The organism is Salmonella sp. 32082101201600294FB01SM01 (assembly GCF_017572865.1).
Lineage (GTDB): Bacteria > Pseudomonadota > Gammaproteobacteria > Enterobacterales > Enterobacteriaceae > Salmonella > Salmonella enterica.
On sequence record NZ_JAGESB010000003.1, the window covers coordinates 176,309 to 196,237 of the forward strand.

Genomic DNA, 19,929 nt, shown 5'->3' on the forward strand with positions numbered 1-19,929 from the left:
AGACAGGTAATCATCGTGGCGCAGGCAGGTTTCATTTTAACCCGGCACTGGCGGGATACGCCGCAAGGAACGGAGGTCTCTTTCTGGCTGGCGACAGACAACGGCCCTGTGCAGGCGACGCTGGCGCCGCAAGAGTCCGTGGCGTTTATTCCGACCAGCCAGACCTCCCGCGCCGCCTCGCTGCTACAGGCGGAAAAAGACTATCGCCTGACGCCGCTCCAGCTGCGAGACTTTCATCGTCAGCCGGTCTCCGGTCTGTATTGCCGTACTCACCGCCAGCTTATGCGGATGGAGAAACTGCTGCGCGAAAACGGCGTCACCGTTTATGAAGCGGATGTACGCCCGCCGGAACGTTACCTGATGGAGCGTTTTATTACGTCGCCCGTTTGGGTAGACGGCGAGATGCGCAACGGCGTTATCCGCAATGCGCGTCTTAAACCCCACCCCGACTATCGACCGCCGCTAAAATGGGTCTCGCTGGATATCGAAACCACGCGACACGGCGAACTGTATTGCATTGGTCTGGAAGGCTGCGGCCAGCGTACCGTTTATATGCTGGGCCCGGCGAATGGCGATGACCGCCAACTGGACTTCGAGCTTGTGTATGTCGCCAGCCGCCCGCAGCTGCTGGAAAAACTCAACGCCTGGTTTGCCGAACATGATCCTGACGTCATCATCGGCTGGAACGTGGTGCAGTTCGACCTGCGTATGCTGCAAAAACATGCCGAACGCTACCGTATCCCTTTACGGCTGGGGCGAGACAATAGCGAACTGGAGTGGCGCGAACATGGCTTCAAAAACGGCGTTTTTTTCGCCCAGGCCAGAGGGCGAGTCATTATCGATGGTATCGACGCGCTTAAATCCGCGTTCTGGAATTTTTCGTCTTTTTCGCTGGAAGCCGTCTCGCAGGAACTGCTCGGCGAAGGAAAATCCATTGATAATCCCTGGGATCGTATGGATGAGATCGATCGCCGCTTTTCCCAGGATAAACCCGCCCTCGCCACCTACAACCTGAAAGACTGCGAGCTGGTCACGCGCATTTTCCATAAAACCGAGATCATGCCGTTTTTGCTGGAACGCGCGACGATCAACGGTCTGCCGGTCGATCGCCACGGCGGTTCGGTCGCCGCATTTGGGCATCTTTACTTTCCGCGAATGCACCGCGCCGGCTATGTCGCGCCCAATCTCGGCGAAGTGCCGCCGCTGGCAAGTCCCGGCGGCTACGTAATGGATTCACAACCCGGATTATACGATTCAGTACTGGTGCTGGATTATAAAAGCCTGTACCCGTCGATTATCCGCACGTTTTTGATTGATCCCGTCGGGCTGGTCGAAGGCATGGCGCAGCCGGATCCGGAACACAGTACCGAAGGTTTCCTTGACGCCTGGTTTTCACGAGAAAAGCACTGCCTGCCGGAAATTGTTAGCCAAATCTGGCACGGGCGCGATGAAGCCAAACGTCAGGGCAATAAACCGCTCTCGCAGGCGCTTAAAATCATTATGAACGCCTTTTATGGCGTACTCGGCACCACGGCCTGTCGCTTTTTCGATCCCCGTCTGGCGTCGTCAATCACCATGCGCGGCCATGCGATTATGCGCCAGACCAAAGCGCTGATTGAGGCGCAGGGTTATAACGTAATTTATGGCGATACCGATTCCACTTTCGTCTGGCTCCGGCGCGCGCATTCAGAAGCCGACGCGGCGGAAATCGGGCACAGGCTGGTGCGTCACGTGAACGAATGGTGGGCGCAGACGTTACAACAGCAAAATTTGACCAGCGCGCTGGAGCTGGAGTTTGAAACCCACTTTTGCCGTTTTCTGATGCCGACCATCCGCGGCGCGGATACTGGCAGTAAAAAACGCTACGCGGGCCTGATTCAGGAAGGCGGCAGCCAGCGCATGGTATTTAAAGGTCTGGAAACGGTGCGGACCGACTGGACGCCGCTGGCGCAGCGCTTTCAACAGGAGCTGTATCTGCGCGTTTTTCGCAATGAACCTTATCAAGACTATGTGCGCGAGACTATTGATAAACTGATGGCGGGCGAGCTGGACGCGCAGCTGGTTTATCGTAAGCGTCTGCGTCGCCCTTTACATGAGTACCAACGTAACATCCCGCCGCACGTTCGCGCCGCCCGGTTGGCGGATGAACAAAACCTGAAGCGGGGTCGTCCGGTGCAGTATCAGAATCGCGGCGCCATAAAATATGTCTGGACTGTTAACGGCCCCGAGCCCGTGGATTACCAGCAGTCGCCGCTGGATTACGAACACTATCTTACCCGCCAGCTACAACCCGTGGCGGAAGGAATTCTTCCCTTCGTTGAAGATAATTTTGCTACACTACTGACCGGGCAACTGGGGTTATTTTGACGCGTGACGAAAGCGCCGCCTTCCAGTACCATAGCGCCCTTTCCATTCCTGGACCTAATTAACGCCACTACCACATTAGCCTGGTAGCGGGGTCGTATACTCGCAATTATCCAGTGCTGTCGCCTGGGAATGGCGAGTAATGCCTGCAATTAAAGATATAGAGCCGAACACATATGCCTTTTACACTTGGTCAACGCTGGATCAGCGATACAGAAAGCGAGCTGGGACTTGGAACCGTTGTTGCGATGGATGCGCGAACCGTCACCTTACTTTTCCCGTCCACGGGGGAAAACCGCCTGTATGCGCGTAGTGATTCTCCCGTGACCCGCGTCATGTTCAACCCTGGCGATACGATTACAAGCCATGAAGGCTGGCAGCTACATATCGATGAAGTAAAAGAAGAAAATGGCCTGCTTGTTTATGTCGGCACCCGCCTGGATACCGAAGAGACCAATGTGACGCTGCGCGAAGTTCTGCTCGACAGCAAGTTGGTTTTCAGTAAGCCCCAGGATCGTCTGTTCGCCGGTCAAATCGATCGAATGGATCGGTTCGCGCTGCGCTATCGCGCCCGTAAATTTCAGAGCGAGCAGTACCGGATGCCATACAGCGGCCTGCGCGGTCAGCGGACCAACCTGATCCCGCATCAGCTTAATATCGCTCATGATGTGGGTCGTCGCCATGCGCCGCGCGTACTGCTGGCGGATGAAGTGGGCTTAGGTAAAACCATTGAAGCCGGGATGATTCTGCATCAACAGTTATTATCCGGCGCGGCGGAACGCGTATTGATCATTGTTCCGGAAACCCTGCAACACCAGTGGCTGGTAGAAATGCTGCGCCGTTTCAACCTGCGCTTCGCGCTGTTCGATGACGAACGCTATACCGAAGCGCAGCACGACGCGTATAACCCGTTTGAAACCGAGCAACTGGTGATCTGCTCGCTGGATTTCGCCCGCCGTAATAAGCAGCGTCTGGAACATTTGTGCGACGCCGAGTGGGATTTGCTGGTGGTCGACGAAGCGCATCATCTGGTGTGGAGCACCGATGCGCCGAGCCGTGAATATATGGCCATCGAACAATTAGCTGAACGCGTACCGGGCGTGCTGCTGCTGACCGCCACGCCAGAACAGCTGGGGATGGAAAGCCATTTCGCCCGTCTGCGCCTGCTGGATCCGAACCGTTTCCACGATTTCGAACAGTTTGTCGAAGAACAGAAAAACTACCGCCCTGTCGCCGATGCGGTGGCCATGCTGCTGGCGGGCAATAAACTCAGCAACGACGAACTGAACAGGCTGGGCGATCTGATCGGCGAACAGGATATTGAACCGCTGTTGCAGGCCGCTAATAGCGATCGCGACGACGCGCAGGCCGCCCGTGATGAGCTGGTGTCGATGCTGATGGATCGCCACGGCACCAGCCGCGTTTTGTTCCGCAACACCCGTAACGGCGTCAAGGGGTTCCCGAAACGTGAACTGCATACGGTAAAACTGCCGCTGCCGACCCAGTATCAGACCGCCATTAAGGTCTCCGGCATTATGGGCGCGCGTAAGAGCGCGGAAGATCGCGCCCGCGATATGCTCTATCCGGAACAAATTTATCAGGAGTTCGAAGGCGATACCGGCACCTGGTGGAACTTCGACCCACGCGTTGAGTGGCTAATGGGCTATCTGACCAGCCATCGTTCGCAAAAAGTGCTGGTGATCTGCGCTAAGGCGACCACCGCGTTACAGCTGGAGCAGGTGCTGCGCGAACGCGAAGGCATCCGCGCCGCCGTGTTCCATGAGGGCATGTCGATTATCGAACGCGACCGCGCCGCCGCCTGGTTCGCCGAAGAAGATACCGGCGCGCAGGTGCTGTTATGTTCTGAAATCGGCTCCGAAGGACGTAACTTCCAGTTTGCCAGCAATCTGGTGATGTTCGACTTGCCGTTTAACCCGGATCTGCTGGAACAGCGTATTGGTCGTCTGGATCGTATCGGCCAGGCGCATGATATCCAGATCCACGTCCCGTACCTGGAAAAAACCGCCCAGTCGGTGCTGGTTCGCTGGTATCACGAAGGGCTGGACGCCTTTGAGCACACCTGCCCGACCGGTCGCGCGATTTATGATTCAGCCTACGCCAGTCTGATTAACTATCTGGCCGCGCCTGAAGAAACCGACGGGTTTGACGATCTGATCAAATCCTGCCGCGAACAGCATGAAGCGCTAAAAGCCCAGTTAGAACAGGGCCGCGACCGCCTGCTGGAGATCCACTCCAACGGCGGAGAAAAAGCCCAACAGCTCGCACAAAGCATTGAAGAACAGGACGACGACACCAACCTGATCGCGTTCGCCATGAACCTGTTCGATATCGTCGGCATTAACCAGGACGATCGCGGCGACAATCTGATCGTGCTGACGCCGTCTGACCACATGTTGGTGCCGGATTTCCCCGGCCTGCCGGAAGACGGCTGTACTATCACGTTTGAACGTGACGTAGCCCTGTCTCGCGAAGATGCGCAGTTTATTACCTGGGAACATCCGCTCATCCGTAACGGACTGGATCTGATCCTCTCCGGCGATACCGGCAGCAGCACCATTTCGCTGTTGAAAAATAAAGCGCTGCCCGTCGGCACGCTGCTGGTCGAACTGGTTTACGTCGTGGAAGCGCAGGCGCCGAAACAGCTACAACTGAACCGCTTCCTGCCGCCGACGCCGGTACGTATGCTGTTAGATAAAAACGGCAACAATCTGGCCGCCCAGGTCGAGTTTGAAACCTTCAACCGCCAGCTCAGCGCCGTGAATCGCCACACCGGCAGCAAACTGGTGAACGCCGTGCAACAGGACGTCCACGCCATTTTGCAACTGGGTGAGACGCAGATTGAAAAGTCCGCCAGAGCGCTGATTGATAACGCGCGTCGCGAGGCGGATGAAAAACTGTCCGGGGAACTGTCGCGTCTGGAAGCGCTGCGCGCCGTCAACCCGAACATCCGCGACGACGAACTTGCCGCTATCGACAGCAACCGTCAGCAGGTACTGGAAAGCCTGAATCAGGCAGGCTGGCGTCTGGACGCGCTGCGTCTTATCGTCGTCACGCACCAATAACGGAGCCGTACATGGGGATGGAAAACTACAATCCGCCGCAGGAACCCTGGCTGGTTATCCTGTATCAGGATGAGCACATTATGGTGGTCAATAAGCCCAGCGGCCTGTTGTCCGTGCCGGGGCGTCTGGAAGCGCACAAAGACAGCATTATGACGCGTATCCAGCGCGACTACCCGCAGGCAGAATCGGTGCATCGTCTGGATATGGCCACCAGCGGCGTAATTGTAGTGGCGCTGACCAAAGCCGCGGAGCGGGAGCTAAAACGCCAGTTCCGCGAACGTGAGCCGAAAAAGCAGTATGTGGCGCGCGTATGGGGGCATCCCTCCCCGGCGGAAGGACTGGTCGACTTACCGCTCATCTGCGACTGGCCGAACCGGCCAAAGCAGAAAGTGTGTTATGAAACCGGCAAACCGGCGCAAACGGAATATAACGTGGTGGAGTTTGCGGCGGATAATACTGCCCGCGTGGTGCTAAAACCGATCACCGGACGTTCGCATCAGCTTCGTGTGCATATGCTGGCGTTAGGCCACCCGATTTTAGGCGATCGGTTTTACGCCTCGCCGGAAGCGTTGTCGCTGGCGCCGCGTTTGCAGTTACACGCCGAAATGCTGACCATTACCCATCCCGCTTACGGTAACAGCATGACGTTTAAAGTCCCGGCAGATTTTTAAATTCTGAGCCAATTTATGCCGGGGCGCTTCGCTTGCCCGGCCTACATTCATTAACGTAGGCCGGATAAGGCGCTAGCCGCATCCGGCAATTCAATCACTTGAAGCCTTTCTGTTCTTTGATTAGCTCATACGCTTTCTGAATTTCCTGCGCTTTTTGCTTCGCCATTTCCATCATTTCCGGCGGCAAACCTTTCGCGACCAGTTTGTCCGGATGATGCTCGCTCATCAGTTTGCGATAAGCGCGTTTAATGGTGGTTGCATCGTCGGTGGTTTTAACCCCCAGCACATTACAGGCATCTTCCAGCGTCGGGCCGCGCTGCGCCTGCTGCCAGCCGCCGCCGGACTGTTGATGATAACCACCGCCAAACTGCGCGCCGCCCTGCATCATGCGCAGAAACTGATCGAACTGTACGCGGGAAATACCTAACTCTTCCGCAATCACATACAGCACTTCCCGCTCATTAGGGTGCAGCGAGCCATCGGCAAACGCCGCCTGGATCTGAATTTCCAGAAACATCCGGATCAGATCAAAACGCCCGAAGCAGACGCTACGAAACTGCCGCATCTTTTCACGTAATGGGTAATTATCCGCTTTTCCGACCCGAAAGGCGTTCTGCGCGGCAGTACGTGAATCGCCGTGTAAATTCATGCGATCCATCAACTGACTGGCGATATGAATATCCGCTTCCGTCACCCGTCCTTTTGATTTGGTTAAGTGGCCCATCACCTCAAAGGTGGTGGCAAAAAACAGCGCCTGCCGTTCCCGCTGGTTGGCAAACCACGCCATTTTTCGGCTGCGGGCTTTGTCGAACATATGGCCCACCAGCAGACCCAGGACCACGCCCCAAAAGCCGCCGCCCATCATCAGGGCTACGGCGACGCCAATTATCTTTCCCCAGTACTGCATAGACTCCCCAAAACGTTACGCTATCGGTGAGGCTATCTCCCACAAAATAAGGTGCTTTTCTGCGAATGAAGGCTACGGTCAATTGTGGGACATCGCCTATAATTTGCATTATCATACCTGTCATTCAATGCCGTGCCTAACACCACAGACGCTAAACGGCAGGATTAACACTGGCGCAGCGAAGATGAGTAAGTTAGGCTGTGACCGTTTGTCACGCGCAACGCTACCGATGATGGAACAATAAATACAACGTATGAAAAAACGTATTCCCACTCTTCTGGCCACCATGATCGCCAGCGCCCTTTATAGTCATCAGGGGCTGGCAGCCGATCTCGCCTCACAGTGTATGTTGGGCGTGCCGAGCTACGATCGTCCTCTGGTAAAAGGCGATACCAACGATCTGCCGGTTACTATCAATGCCGATAACGCTAAAGGTAACTACCCGGACGATGCCGTTTTTACCGGCAACGTGGACATTATGCAGGGGAATAGCCGCCTGCAAGCGGATGAAGTGCAGCTTCATCAGAAGCAGGCGGAAGGTCAGCCGGAACCTGTACGCACCGTCGATGCGCAGGGTAATGTGCATTATGATGACAATCAAGTCATCCTTAAAGGGCCGAAGGGCTGGGCGAACCTGAACACCAAAGACACGAACGTCTGGGAAGGCGATTACCAGATGGTGGGCCGTCAGGGACGCGGTAAAGCCGATCTCATGAAGCAGCGCGGCGAAAACCGCTATACCATTCTGGAAAACGGCAGCTTTACCTCCTGTCTGCCTGGCTCCGATACCTGGAGCGTGGTGGGGAGTGAAGTCATCCATGACCGTGAAGAACAGGTTGCGGAGATCTGGAACGCCCGGTTTAAAGTAGGTCCGGTTCCGATCTTTTATAGCCCCTATTTACAGCTCCCCGTCGGTGACAAACGTCGCTCAGGTTTCCTGATCCCGAACGCGAAATACACGACCAAGAACTATTTCGAGTTCTACTTACCGTATTACTGGAACATCGCGCCCAATATGGACGCCACCATCACCCCGCACTATATGCACCGCCGCGGCAATATTATGTGGGAGAACGAATTCCGTTATCTCACGCAGGCAGGCGCCGGGTTGATGGAATTAGATTATCTGCCTTCTGATAAAGTCTACGAGGACGAACATCCCAAAGAGGGCGATAAGCACCGCTGGTTATTCTACTGGCAGCACTCAGGCGTGATGGATCAGGTGTGGCGTTTTAACGTCGATTACACCAAAGTCAGCGACTCCAGCTATTTTAATGATTTCGACAGTAAGTACGGTTCCAGTACCGACGGCTACGCAACGCAGAAATTCAGCGTCGGCTACGCCGTACAAAACTTTGACGCTACGGTGTCGACCAAGCAATTCCAGGTGTTTAACGATCAGAACACCAGCAGCTACTCTGCGGAGCCGCAGTTAGACGTTAACTACTACTATAACGATCTCGGGCCGTTTGATACCCGGATTTACGGCCAGGCGGTACATTTCGTCAACACCAAAGACAATATGCCGGAAGCGACCCGCGTCCACCTGGAGCCAACCATCAATTTGCCGCTCTCCAACCGCTGGGGCAGCCTGAACACCGAAGCGAAGCTGATGGCGACGCACTATCAGCAAACGAATCTGGACTGGTACAACGCCAATAACAGCAAAAAACTGGAAGATTCGGTTAACCGCGTCATGCCACAGTTTAAAGTCGACGGTAAGCTCGTCTTCGAACGCGATATGGCGATGCTGGCGCCGGGGTATACCCAGACGCTGGAACCACGCGTGCAGTACCTGTATGTGCCGTACCGCGACCAGAGCGGCATCTATAACTACGATTCTTCTTTGCTGCAATCCGACTATAACGGCCTGTTCCGCGACCGCACTTATGGTGGTCTCGACCGTATTGCTTCCGCCAACCAGGTCACGACCGGCGTCACAACACGCGTTTATGATGATGCCGCCGTTGAACGTTTTAACGTTTCTGTTGGTCAAATCTACTATTTCACGGAGTCTCGCACCGGCGATGACAACATTAAATGGGAGAATGACGACAAAACCGGTTCGCTGGTTTGGGCAGGCGACACTTACTGGCGTATTTCAGAACGCTGGGGGCTGCGTAGCGGAGTGCAGTACGATACCCGTCTGGATAGCGTCGCTACCAGCAGCAGCAGCCTCGAATACCGTCGGGATCAGGATCGTCTGGTACAGTTGAACTACCGCTATGCCAGCCCGGAATATATTCAGGCTACGTTGCCTTCGTATTATTCCACGGCAGAGCAGTATAAAAACGGCATCAACCAGGTGGGCGCGGTGGCAAGTTGGCCGATTGCCGATCGCTGGTCGATTGTCGGCGCGTACTACTTCGATACCAATTCGAGCAAACCTGCAGACCAGATGCTCGGCTTGCAGTACAACTCTTGCTGCTATGCGATCCGCGTCGGATACGAACGTAAGCTGAACGGTTGGGATAACGATAAACAACACGCGATTTATGATAACGCGATTGGCTTCAACATTGAGCTGCGCGGTTTGAGCTCTAACTACGGCCTCGGCACGCAAGAAATGTTGCGTTCGAACATTCTGCCGTACCAAAGCTCTATGTAATCTGATTGATTTACAACGTAATCCGCATTGCGGTTAATTGAAATGGAAAAAGTATGAAGAACTGGAAAACGCTGCTTCTCGGTATCGCCATGATCGCGAATACCAGTTTCGCTGCCCCCCAGGTAGTCGATAAAGTCGCAGCCGTCGTCAATAATGGCGTCGTGCTGGAAAGCGACGTTGATGGCTTAATGCAATCAGTCAAACTCAACGCGGGTCAGGCAGGTCAGCAGCTTCCGGACGACGCCACGCTGCGTCACCAGATCCTGGAGCGTTTGATTATGGATCAAATTATCCTGCAGATGGGTCAGAAGATGGGGGTGAAGATTACGGATGAGCAGTTGGATCAGGCCATCGCCAACATCGCCAAACAAAACAATATGACGATGGATCAGATGCGCAGCCGTCTGGCTTACGATGGGCTGAACTATTCAACCTACCGTAACCAGATTCGTAAAGAGATGATTATCTCTGAAGTGCGCAACAACGAGGTTCGTCGCCGTATCACCGTTTTGCCGCAAGAAGTTGACGCGCTGGCAAAACAGATTGGCACCCAAAACGACGCCAGCACCGAGCTGAACCTGAGCCATATCCTGATTGCTCTGCCGGAAAACCCAACCTCCGAGCAGGTTAACGACGCGCAGCGCCAGGCGGAAAGCATTGTTGAAGAAGCGCGTAACGGCGCAGATTTCGGCAAACTGGCGATTACCTACTCTGCCGACCAGCAGGCGCTAAAAGGCGGTCAGATGGGCTGGGGCCGTATCCAGGAGCTGCCGGGGATTTTCGCCCAGGCGCTGAGCACCGCGAAGAAAGGCGACATTGTCGGCCCGATTCGCTCCGGCGTCGGCTTCCACATTCTGAAAGTAAACGATCTGCGCGGTCAGAGCCAGAGTATCTCCGTGACCGAAGTTCACGCTCGTCACATTCTGCTTAAGCCGTCGCCGATCATGAACGATCAGCAGGCGCGCCTGAAGCTGGAAGAAATCGCGGCTGACATTAAGAGTGGTAAAACCACATTTGCCGCTGCGGCGAAAGAGTACTCTCAGGACCCGGGCTCCGCTAACCAGGGCGGTGATTTGGGTTGGGCTACGCCAGATATTTTCGATCCGGCGTTCCGCGACGCGCTGACGAAGCTGCATAAAGACCAAATAAGCGCGCCGGTACACTCCTCTTTCGGCTGGCATCTGATCGAATTGCTGGATACGCGTAAGGTAGACAAAACCGATGCGGCGCAGAAAGATCGCGCTTATCGTATGCTGATGAACCGTAAATTCTCAGAAGAAGCGGCGACCTGGATGCAAGAACAGCGCGCCAGCGCTTACGTTAAGATTTTGAGTAACTAATGAGCAGTGCGCAACGCGTTGTTATCACTCCCGGCGAACCCGCCGGGATTGGCCCCGATCTTGTTGTCCAACTGGCGCAACGCGCGTGGCCGATTGAACTGGTCGTCTGTGCGGACGGCGCGCTCCTGACGGAGCGGGCCGCCATGCTCGGCCTGCCCCTCTCGCTTCTCCCTTACTCGCCTGATGTCCCCGCTGCGCCGCAGCCCGCGGGAACGCTGACCCTATTGCCGGTCTCGCTGCGCGCGCCTGCCATCCCCGGTCAGTTGACGGTAGAAAATGGCCCCTATGTGGTAGAGACGCTGGCGCGAGCGTGTGATGGCTGTCTGAACGGTGAATTTGCCGCGCTGATCACAGGCCCCGTGCACAAAGGCGTTATTAACGACGCAGGCATTCCGTTTACCGGTCATACCGAGTTTTTCGAAGAGCGTTCGCAGGCGAAAAAAGTCGTGATGATGCTGGCAACCGAAGAACTTCGCGTGGCGCTGGCGACCACGCATCTGCCGCTACGGGCGATTGCAGACGCCATCACCCCTGCGCTTTTGCACGAAGTGATTGCTATTTTGCATCACGATTTGCGGACCAAATTTGGTATTGCCGAACCGCGCATTCTTGTCTGTGGCCTGAATCCGCACGCGGGCGAAGGCGGTCATATGGGCACGGAAGAGATAGACACCATCATTCCGGTGCTCGACGAGCTGCGGGCGCAGGGAATGAAACTCAACGGGCCGCTACCTGCTGATACGCTGTTTCAGCCCAAATATCTCGATAATGCCGACGCGGTGCTGGCGATGTACCACGATCAGGGCCTGCCCGTGCTAAAATACCAGGGATTCGGTCGGGGAGTGAATATAACGCTCGGCCTACCTTTTATTCGAACCTCCGTTGACCACGGCACCGCGCTTGAACTGGCAGGTCGTGGAAAAGCGGATGTCGGCAGTTTTATTACGGCGCTTAATCTCGCCATCAAAATGATTGTTAATACCCAATGAATAATCGAGTCCATCAGGGCCATTTAGCCCGTAAACGCTTCGGGCAAAACTTTCTCAACGATCGGTTTGTGATCGACAGTATTGTTTCTGCTATTAATCCGCAAAAAGGCCAGGCGATGGTTGAAATCGGCCCCGGTCTGGCGGCGCTGACGGAGCCGGTCGGCGAACGACTGGATAAGCTCACGGTCATTGAACTTGACCGCGATCTGGCGGCGCGTTTGCAAACCCATCCGTTCTTAGGGCCGAAGCTGACTATTTATCAGCAGGACGCCATGACCATGAACTTTGGTGAACTGTCTGCGCAGTTGGACCAACCGCTGCGTGTGTTCGGCAATCTGCCCTATAATATCTCCACCCCGCTGATGTTCCATCTCTTTAGCTATACTGATGCCATTGCCGACATGCACTTTATGTTGCAAAAAGAAGTGGTAAATCGTCTGGTTGCAGGGCCGAACAGCAAAGCGTATGGTCGTTTAAGCGTGATGGCGCAATATTACTGTCAGGTGATCCCGGTGCTTGAAGTGCCGCCATCCGCCTTCACGCCGCCGCCCAAAGTGGACTCCGCCGTGGTGCGTCTGGTTCCACACGCAACAATGCCTTACCCGGTTAAAGATATTCGCGTGTTGAGCCGTATTACCACCGAGGCCTTTAACCAGCGCCGTAAAACGATCCGTAATAGTCTCGGCAATCTTTTTAGCGTTGAGACGTTGACGGAAATGGGTATTGACCCGGCAATGCGCGCGGAAAATATCTCTGTCGCGCAGTACTGCCAGATGGCCAATTATCTGTCGGAAAACGCGCCTTTGAAGGAGAGTTAAACATGATCAATTCGCCCAGAGTGTGTATTCAGGTGCAAAGCGTCTACATTGAGGCGCAATCCTCACCTGACGATGAACGTTACGTTTTTGCCTATACCGTAACCATCCGCAATCTGGGCCGGGCGCCAGTGCAGCTATTGGGCCGCTACTGGCTGATTACCAATGGTCATGGCCGTGAAACCGAAGTCCAGGGCGAAGGTGTGGTTGGCGTCCAGCCGCGCATTGCGCCTGGCGAAGAGTATCAGTACACCAGCGGCGCGGTAATTGAAACGCCGCTGGGCACCATGCAGGGTCATTACGAAATGATCGATGAAAATGGCGACGCCTTTACCATCGACATTCCCGTGTTTCGACTCGCCGTCCCTACACTCATTCACTAAAATTATAACAATGGCAACTTATCTCATCGGCGACGTTCACGGTTGCTACGACGAACTGATCGCCTTATTACAGCAAGTGGAATTTACGCCAGACACAGACACTCTGTGGCTGACTGGCGATTTGGTCGCCCGCGGTCCCGGTTCGCTGGACGTGTTACGCTACGTCAAATCGCTTGGCAATAGCGTGCGTTTGGTGCTGGGGAATCACGATTTACACCTGTTGGCCGTATTCGCCGGGATTAGCCGCAACAAACCTAAAGACCGGCTGACCCCGCTTCTTGAAGCGCCGGACGCCGATGAGCTGTTGAATTGGTTACGCCGTCAGCCGCTGTTGCAGGTAGATGAAGAGAAAAAGCTGGTCATGGCGCATGCGGGTATTACCCCGCAGTGGGATTTGCAGACGGCAAAAGAGTGCGCCCGCGATGTTGAAGCGGTGCTGTCGAGCGACTCGTACCCCTTTTTCCTCGACGCGATGTATGGCGATATGCCGAATAACTGGTCGCCGGAGTTAAGCGGTCTGGCGCGGCTACGCTTTATTACTAATGCCTTTACCCGTATGCGTTACTGCTTTCCTAACGGTCAACTGGATATGTACAGCAAAGCGTCGCCGGAAAATGCCCCTGCGCCGCTGAAGCCGTGGTTCGCCATTCCGGGGCCGGTGAGCGAGGCTTACAGTATTGCGTTCGGGCACTGGGCGTCGCTGGAAGGGAAAGGGACGCCGGAAGGTATTTACGCGCTGGATACCGGCTGCTGCTGGGGCGGGGAGTTGACCTGTTTACGCTGGGAAGATAAACAGTATTTTGTGCAGCCGTCAAACCGCCAGATGGATATGGGCGAAGGCGAAGCGGTCAACGCCTGATAGGTTTATGCCTGATGGCGCTACGCTTATCAGGCCCACATCTGGCTCAAGGATTGGTTTATGCCTGATGGCGCTACGCTTTTCAGGCCTACATCTGGCTACATCTGGCTCAAGAGTAGGCCGGATAAGGCGTTTCGCCGCCATCCGGCACTACAGCGTTAACGACGTTCCAGAATCTCGAAACAATAGCTGTGAGAATTCTGCGCGTCGGCATCGTGAAACTCACTGAATACCGATTCCCAGTCATCCGGTTCATAATCCGGAAAATGGGTATCGCCTTCGACTTCCGCATCAATATGCGTCAGATAAAGCTTCTGTGCCTTTGGCAGGAACTGCTCGTACACGCGCCCGCCGCCAATGACCATAATTTCCGGCGCGTCGCCGCAAGCGGCAATCGCCTCATCGACAGACTTCACCCACTGCACGCGATCGTCGGTGCCTGGCTGGCTGCTGATAACAATATTTTTACGTCCCGGTAAGGGGCGTCCGATGGACTCCCAGGTGTGACGTCCCATGACGACAGGTTTATTTAACGTGTTACGTTTAAACCAGGCGAGATCGGCAGGCAGGTTCCACGGCATGGCGTTTTCCATACCGATGACGCGATCCACCGCTAACGCCGCAATCAGACTGATCATTAATTATTTCCTGATACAAAAAAAATTGCCGCCACTATACGTAAAGCGCAATCTTTCGTCGACTGACGAAAAGAGGATGAGCACGAAAATTTTTCGTTCTGCTGGCGACGCCACTCATTTGATGTGGAGCGCCAGCATTACAGTAGTTCAAAAACAGCCAATTAGCAGTAAAGTTTGCAGAACATCACATTTTTTACTTTAGATTGACGGTTTGACCTCGGGTTCATCAGCGGCCTCCCCGGAATGTTTGCCCTCAGCCGTTCCCTGCCAGCCGTGGCGCTGAATCAACGACAGATGCTCCCGGTCCTCGGTAATAATTTCGCTCAACATCGCGCTGGTACGTTTATAGGCGGCGGCACGAGATAACGGATCGTTTTCCCCTTTCGCCATCTCTTCCACCATCCGGGTATTAAAATGGCGGAACAGATCCGCGCGCTCGCGGGCTTCATAACGCCCTAGCCCCAGCGCTTCCAGCGCCTGTCGTCCGCTTTTGAGCGCGCCTTCGAAGGTTTCACGTTCGGGCATCGCCACACCAGCCTGGCGCAGGCGAATGTAATGATCGACATCACGGGCGCGGGCGATAATCTGCAGATGCGGGAAATGCGACTTCACCAGTTCACTCAGTTGCAAATTGGTTTGCGGATCGTCAATAGCGTTAATCAATACCTCCGCCTTCGCCGCTCCGGCAGATTCCAGCAAATCCATACGCGTCGCGTCGCCATAAAAAACCTTCATGCCGAATTTACGCAGCGTTTCGATATGATCGGGGTCGTGATCGAGCACCACCATCTTCACCCCGCTCGACAGCAGCAAACGCCCGGCTATCTGCCCAAATCGTCCAAACCCGGCCACAATAACCCGCGGCTGCTCTTCGTCGATTTCATCCGCCTCGCGCGCTTCACCCGTCGCGGTCTTCTCCATGCGCGTCAGCAGCACCAGAAAAATCGGCGTTGCCGCCATCGACAGCGCGACCGCCAGCGTCAGCGCTTTTGCCCATTCCGGCTCAAGTACACCCGCCATTTGCGCCGCGCCAAAAACCACAAACGCAAACTCACTTCCCTGGCCTAATAAGACGGCAAACCAGCGACGCTGTTTTGCCGGTACGCCCAGCGGCCTCGCGACCAGCCACAGCATGACGATTTTGATTGCCAGAAAACCGGCCAACAACAGCAGAATGCGCAGTGGATTCTCCACCAGCGTGCCGAAATCAATCGACATGCCGACGCCAATAAAGAACAGCCCCAGCAGCAACCCCTTAAAGGGTTCAATATCGCTTTCCAGCGCATGACGATATTCTGAACTCGCCAGCAGAACGCCCGCCAGGAACGCGCCCATCGCCATTGACAGCCCAACCTCTTCCAGCAACAGGCCGAAACCAAACACCAGAAATAGCGCCACGGCGCTGAACACTTCCCGCAAACCAGAACGCGCGACAAAGCGCAGCGCCGGGCGCGTGACGTAGCGTCCCAGCAGCACCACCAGCGCCAACGCGCCTGCGACTTTCAACGCCGATAGCGCAAACGCGCCAAGCGTGGTGGATGCGCCGCTGGCGGCCAGCAGCGGGATCATCGCCACCAGCGGGATCGCCGCGATATCCTGGAACAAGAGCACTGCGAATGCGCTACGTCCTACTTGTGAAACGGTCAGGTTACGCTCATTCATTGCCTGCATGGCGATAGCCGTGGACGAAAGCGCCAGCGTCATGCCAATCAGTTCCGCCACCTGCCAACGCAGGCCAAGAAACATGCAGAACAGACCAATCAGTCCGCCGCAGACCACCATTTGTAACGCGCCGCCGCCAAATACCGAGGCGCGCAGCTTCCATAACCGTTGTGGATCCAGCTCAAGCCCAATAACAAACAACATCAGCACAACGCCGATTTCCGCAAAATGCAGAATAGATTCGGCGTCCGTTACCAGCCGTAGCCCCCAGGGGCCGATAATGCAACCCGCAATCAGATACCCCAGCACCGATCCTAAGCCCAAACGTACCGCAATCGGCACAATCAACGCCGCCGAACCAAGATAGATCAGCGCCTGCAGAAGAGTATGGCTATCCATGATTCACCTCCTGCCATGCCAGTAAACGCTGTTTATACTGACGCGCCTGCGCCTGTAAGGTGTCGTCATCGCAAATGAACGTGCAGTGCATGGTAAACGGCGGCAGCCATTTGAGGCCGCAATAGAGCGCCGTCGCCTGTAGCGGCTGAGAAAGGACGTCAAATCCCGGATGTGAACCGATAGTAAAATGGTTTTCACCGCCGCCGGTCGTTACCGCCCACAGCAGATGTTTACCGTGCAATGCCGTACCGCCATGACCGTAAGCCCAGCCGTGGGTGAGGACTTTATCCATCCATAATTTGAGTAAAGGAGGGACGCTGTACCACTGCATCGGATGCTGCCAGACGATAAGACTCGCGCGCGACAGCGCCTCCTGCTCGGCGGCAACGTCAATATTGAAATCGGGATAGAGGTGATAAAGCGAACGTATTTCGACGTTTTCCAGCGTCCCTGCCTGTTCAAGCATCCGTTTATTCGCATGAGAATGATGCGGATACGGATGCGCATAAATAATGAGGATCATGATTAGCCTGTGATGATCTGTTTTTTATTACAAAGTGTAGTGACAAATTCGCCAGGCTAATAGTGAATATTATTGAGCGGCTAACCAGAAAAAATTGAATTAACGCCAGCAAGGGTTGACGCCATCCTGCCCCCGGAAGACGCTCTCGAAGGGCCGCAGGCGTTTGCGGAAAAGCGCGATCCGGTGTGGAAAGGTCGGTGATGATGGCGGCCTTAAATCGCTGACAAATCGGTTTAAGGCCTTCTTGTCGGGCGGCGCTGCGCTAAATTTGCCTGTAATGACTGTAATATAAATCCATTACATGATGACACAGGCCCAATAAGCGCAGCGCCAACAGCATCTGAACCTCCAGACACGCTGGATGCCAGATCGCCGACGCATAAGTTAACCTAATGGGTCAGGTACTTAGAGCCTGGCCCACCAGGCGTAATTGTTGAAGCCAGTTTGGGGCCGACCAGCGCGCAGAAACCGGAGCGTACACGTAGTACGTGAGGATTTTGAGCACTGCCCGGTCCCAAAATGGCGAATAAAATAGCCTAATGGCCAGGCTCTTAATCTTTCGCCATGCGGTTAAACTGCTCAATAGTAAGATCCCACGGCTCACGGGCCGCATCCGGCATAAAACTGCCGTCATCCACGCCAATTTCGTCTTTGATAATTTTATTCAGTTTTTCATTCATCGTAAGTATGAGAGCCTGATATTTCTGTTTATCAGCAGCAAGGTTATGGTTCTCATCGGGATCATTTTTAAGATCGTAAAGTTCAAGATCGTTGTACTTAATAAGATCCTCCCAGGTTTCCGGCGTATTATGCTCCCTTAGCGAGAAATAACGCGCAAACTTATAACGACCATCGTTAATCATCCGCGTCCCTGAACGATGGCTGAAATCAGGATGCAAATGGGATATTTCCTGCTTGATTTGCGCCACCGTTTTTTGTTTATCTCTTTGTAGCGCGATAACGCGGTGGAGATAATGGGCATCGGTATACAAGATCATGCCATAGCAATATAAGCTGGCATTTCTCACCGCATTAACCGCAACGCCCTCCGGGTTTTTTAGCAATCCGCTAAAATTAACGCCTTTGCGGTTGCCTAACGCCTGGTGCTGTTTTTCTTCCGGCAAACCGGTCAGCCCAACTAATGTCGGCGCGATATCAAGATGACAGGTCAACGCCTGACATTTCTTATTACCCGGGTACGCCGGGTGGGAAATAATCATCGGTACATGGATCTGTTCTTTATAAACGGAAGCGCCTTTACCGTGCATCTGATGGCTTCCGCCTAATTCGCCATGATCGGCAGTAAATACAACAATCGTTTTATCAGTTAACTTGAGGGCATCAAGTTCATTTAATATCCGGTCAAGGTGAGTATCACAATCGCGGATACAGTTGAAATAGTAGTCAAGCAGTTTACGCCAACGACGATCTTCATCAGGAAACTGCCCTTCCAGCGCAGCGCGCGCCGTCTGGTATTCAAGATGCGCCGGCGGTCTTCCCTGCTCATTGAATGATTGATGCCTGTTTGCCGGCAGCGGATAGTTCGGCCAGCTTGCCTGATAAAGTTCGTTTTCCGGTGGCTGCGTGGGCGCCAGGGTATTATCATCCTGATCCAACTCGCCACGCCACTGTACCTTTTCTCCCTCTTTATCGGTATCAATAAACATGACGTCATGAGGATTAACGAGGTTAACGGCCAGGAACCAGGGCTTGTGTTGGTCATTCAAGGGCTGCCCCTTGCATCTTAACCAATTTATAGTCTGAGCCGTGGTGGTTGAATCATAAAAATAGCCGCCTTTACTATGGCCTATAATATCGCCGATGCCGTGATAGTCAGCAAAACCATATTTTTCCATAATTTTATGTAATTCTGGTTCAGGAATATCCCCGACATCAATATCCTCATCTTTTTCGTCAGGCAAAGGCTTCTCCAGTTTTTCTGTAAGATGCCACTTACCTTTATAGGCCGTATAGTATCCCAGTTCCCGCATCATATGGCCTGTGGTTCCAAGAGCGGGGTCAAGGTCATAAGGCATCCAGGGCAATCCCAGATTATCAAACATCTTTGTCTGGGGCATATGTAAGCCGGTATACAATACGGAGCGGGAAGGCGTGCAGACATTACTGGTATTCTGATGATTACAGAATGTCACCCCCGTTTTCATAAGCCGCTCTCTGCCGGGTACCGGGAAAGGAAACGTAGGAAAAAAACGCTCCTGGTCGGTCACGACTAACAGAATATTATATCCTTCTGGCAATTTTTCCGGGATTTCGCCAGTAAACGGTTTATCCCACGCCGGTTTCGCCTTGACGGCGCATTTTTCATCAGCCTTTACCGCGCCGGATAACATACCGCCTGCGGCAAGAATACCGGCACTGGTTAACAGTTTCCTACGCGTAAGATCCGTCTCTTCTGCGGACAGATTTTTTTTATTACTCATATTATTATACCTGTAGTCAGTAACTTTATCACATATTCATTTATTACTGTACGAGGAAACGTGGATATGTATCAATGCCTTCCGGGTAAGAATATGTGTTATAAATTGATTTGTATTTCAAATTAGAAATATATTAATAAACAACCATAATTCACTGAAAAATTATTTAGATGAAAAGCTCATTATTTTTATTTTAGAGATACAACTGCAGACATTACTTCATAAAAAAATACATTATTAAACATAC

Annotated in this window: 14 protein-coding genes; 9 read left to right on the forward strand and 5 right to left on the reverse strand. The window is 53.9% G+C overall.

From position 1 onward, the window contains the following. Positions 1–15: 15 nt before the first annotated feature. The 3 genes from polB (at position 16) to rluA (ending at position 6,118) form a co-directional block, all read left to right on the forward strand. A complete protein-coding gene (polB, locus tag J4645_RS14110) occupies positions 16–2,367 on the forward strand; it encodes a DNA polymerase II (protein ID WP_023214740.1) in 2,352 nt (783 codons plus the stop codon). 173 nt (positions 2,368–2,540) lie between these two features. After that, the gene (rapA, locus tag J4645_RS14115; RefSeq protein WP_001116966.1) at positions 2,541–5,447 is read left to right on the forward strand and encodes an RNA polymerase-associated protein RapA; all 2,907 of its coding nucleotides are present in this window, start codon (positions 2,541–2,543) and stop codon (positions 5,445–5,447) included. 11 nt (positions 5,448–5,458) lie between these two features. Continuing rightward, entirely contained in the window at positions 5,459–6,118 is a 660-nt protein-coding gene (rluA, locus tag J4645_RS14120; protein WP_000525196.1) for a bifunctional tRNA pseudouridine(32) synthase/23S rRNA pseudouridine(746) synthase RluA, read from the forward strand. A 94-nt stretch (positions 6,119–6,212) separates the two neighbouring features. On the opposite strand, the gene djlA is transcribed toward rluA, so the two are convergent. After that, the gene (djlA, locus tag J4645_RS14125) at positions 6,213–7,025 is read right to left on the reverse strand and encodes a co-chaperone DjlA (protein WP_001200595.1); all 813 of its coding nucleotides are present in this window, start codon (positions 7,023–7,025) and stop codon (positions 6,213–6,215) included. 253 nt (positions 7,026–7,278) lie between these two features. On the opposite strand from djlA, the gene lptD reads away from it, so the two are divergent. Genes lptD through apaH form a run of 6 tightly spaced genes read left to right on the forward strand, consistent with a single transcriptional unit; the run spans position 7,279 to position 14,019 of the window. Beyond that, positions 7,279–9,633, forward strand: a complete 2,355-nt coding sequence (lptD, locus tag J4645_RS14130; protein ID WP_023214739.1) for an LPS assembly protein LptD — start codon at positions 7,279–7,281, stop codon at positions 9,631–9,633. A gap of 53 nt (positions 9,634–9,686) precedes the next feature. Then, the gene (gene surA, locus J4645_RS14135) at positions 9,687–10,973 is read left to right on the forward strand and encodes a peptidylprolyl isomerase SurA (RefSeq protein ID WP_023214738.1); all 1,287 of its coding nucleotides are present in this window, start codon (positions 9,687–9,689) and stop codon (positions 10,971–10,973) included. Continuing rightward, positions 10,973–11,962, forward strand: a complete 990-nt coding sequence (pdxA, locus tag J4645_RS14140) for a 4-hydroxythreonine-4-phosphate dehydrogenase PdxA (RefSeq protein WP_000093001.1) — start codon at positions 10,973–10,975, stop codon at positions 11,960–11,962. The genes surA and pdxA overlap by 1 nt, the downstream gene beginning before the upstream one ends. After that, positions 11,959–12,780, forward strand: a complete 822-nt coding sequence (rsmA, locus tag J4645_RS14145) for a 16S rRNA (adenine(1518)-N(6)/adenine(1519)-N(6))-dimethyltransferase RsmA (protein WP_001601738.1) — start codon at positions 11,959–11,961, stop codon at positions 12,778–12,780. Before pdxA ends, rsmA begins: the two co-directional genes overlap by 4 nt. 2 nt (positions 12,781–12,782) lie before the next feature. Then, the gene (gene apaG / locus J4645_RS14150; RefSeq protein ID WP_000610894.1) at positions 12,783–13,160 is read left to right on the forward strand and encodes a Co2+/Mg2+ efflux protein ApaG; all 378 of its coding nucleotides are present in this window, start codon (positions 12,783–12,785) and stop codon (positions 13,158–13,160) included. 10 nt (positions 13,161–13,170) lie between these two features. Then, positions 13,171–14,019, forward strand: coding sequence for a bis(5'-nucleosyl)-tetraphosphatase (symmetrical) ApaH (gene apaH, locus J4645_RS14155; protein ID WP_000257211.1), 849 nt, complete (start codon positions 13,171–13,173; stop codon positions 14,017–14,019). A gap of 158 nt (positions 14,020–14,177) precedes the next feature. On the opposite strand, the gene folA is transcribed toward apaH, so the two are convergent. From folA to J4645_RS14175, 4 genes are all read right to left on the reverse strand, one after another. After that, a complete protein-coding gene (gene folA / locus J4645_RS14160; RefSeq protein WP_000624379.1) occupies positions 14,178–14,657 on the reverse strand; it encodes a type 3 dihydrofolate reductase in 480 nt (159 codons plus the stop codon). Positions 14,658–14,855: 198 nt separating this feature from the next. Continuing rightward, positions 14,856–16,718 (reverse strand): glutathione-regulated potassium-efflux system protein KefC, encoded by a 1,863-nt coding sequence (kefC, locus tag J4645_RS14165; protein WP_000377169.1) that lies wholly within the window; start codon positions 16,716–16,718, stop codon positions 14,856–14,858. After that, entirely contained in the window at positions 16,711–17,241 is a 531-nt protein-coding gene (gene kefF / locus J4645_RS14170) for a glutathione-regulated potassium-efflux system oxidoreductase KefF (RefSeq protein WP_023214737.1), read from the reverse strand. Before kefF ends, kefC begins: the two co-directional genes overlap by 8 nt. 551 nt (positions 17,242–17,792) lie before the next feature. Next, a complete protein-coding gene (locus J4645_RS14175; protein ID WP_023214736.1) occupies positions 17,793–19,682 on the reverse strand; it encodes a sulfatase-like hydrolase/transferase in 1,890 nt (629 codons plus the stop codon). Between the last annotated feature and the right edge of the window lie 247 nt (positions 19,683–19,929).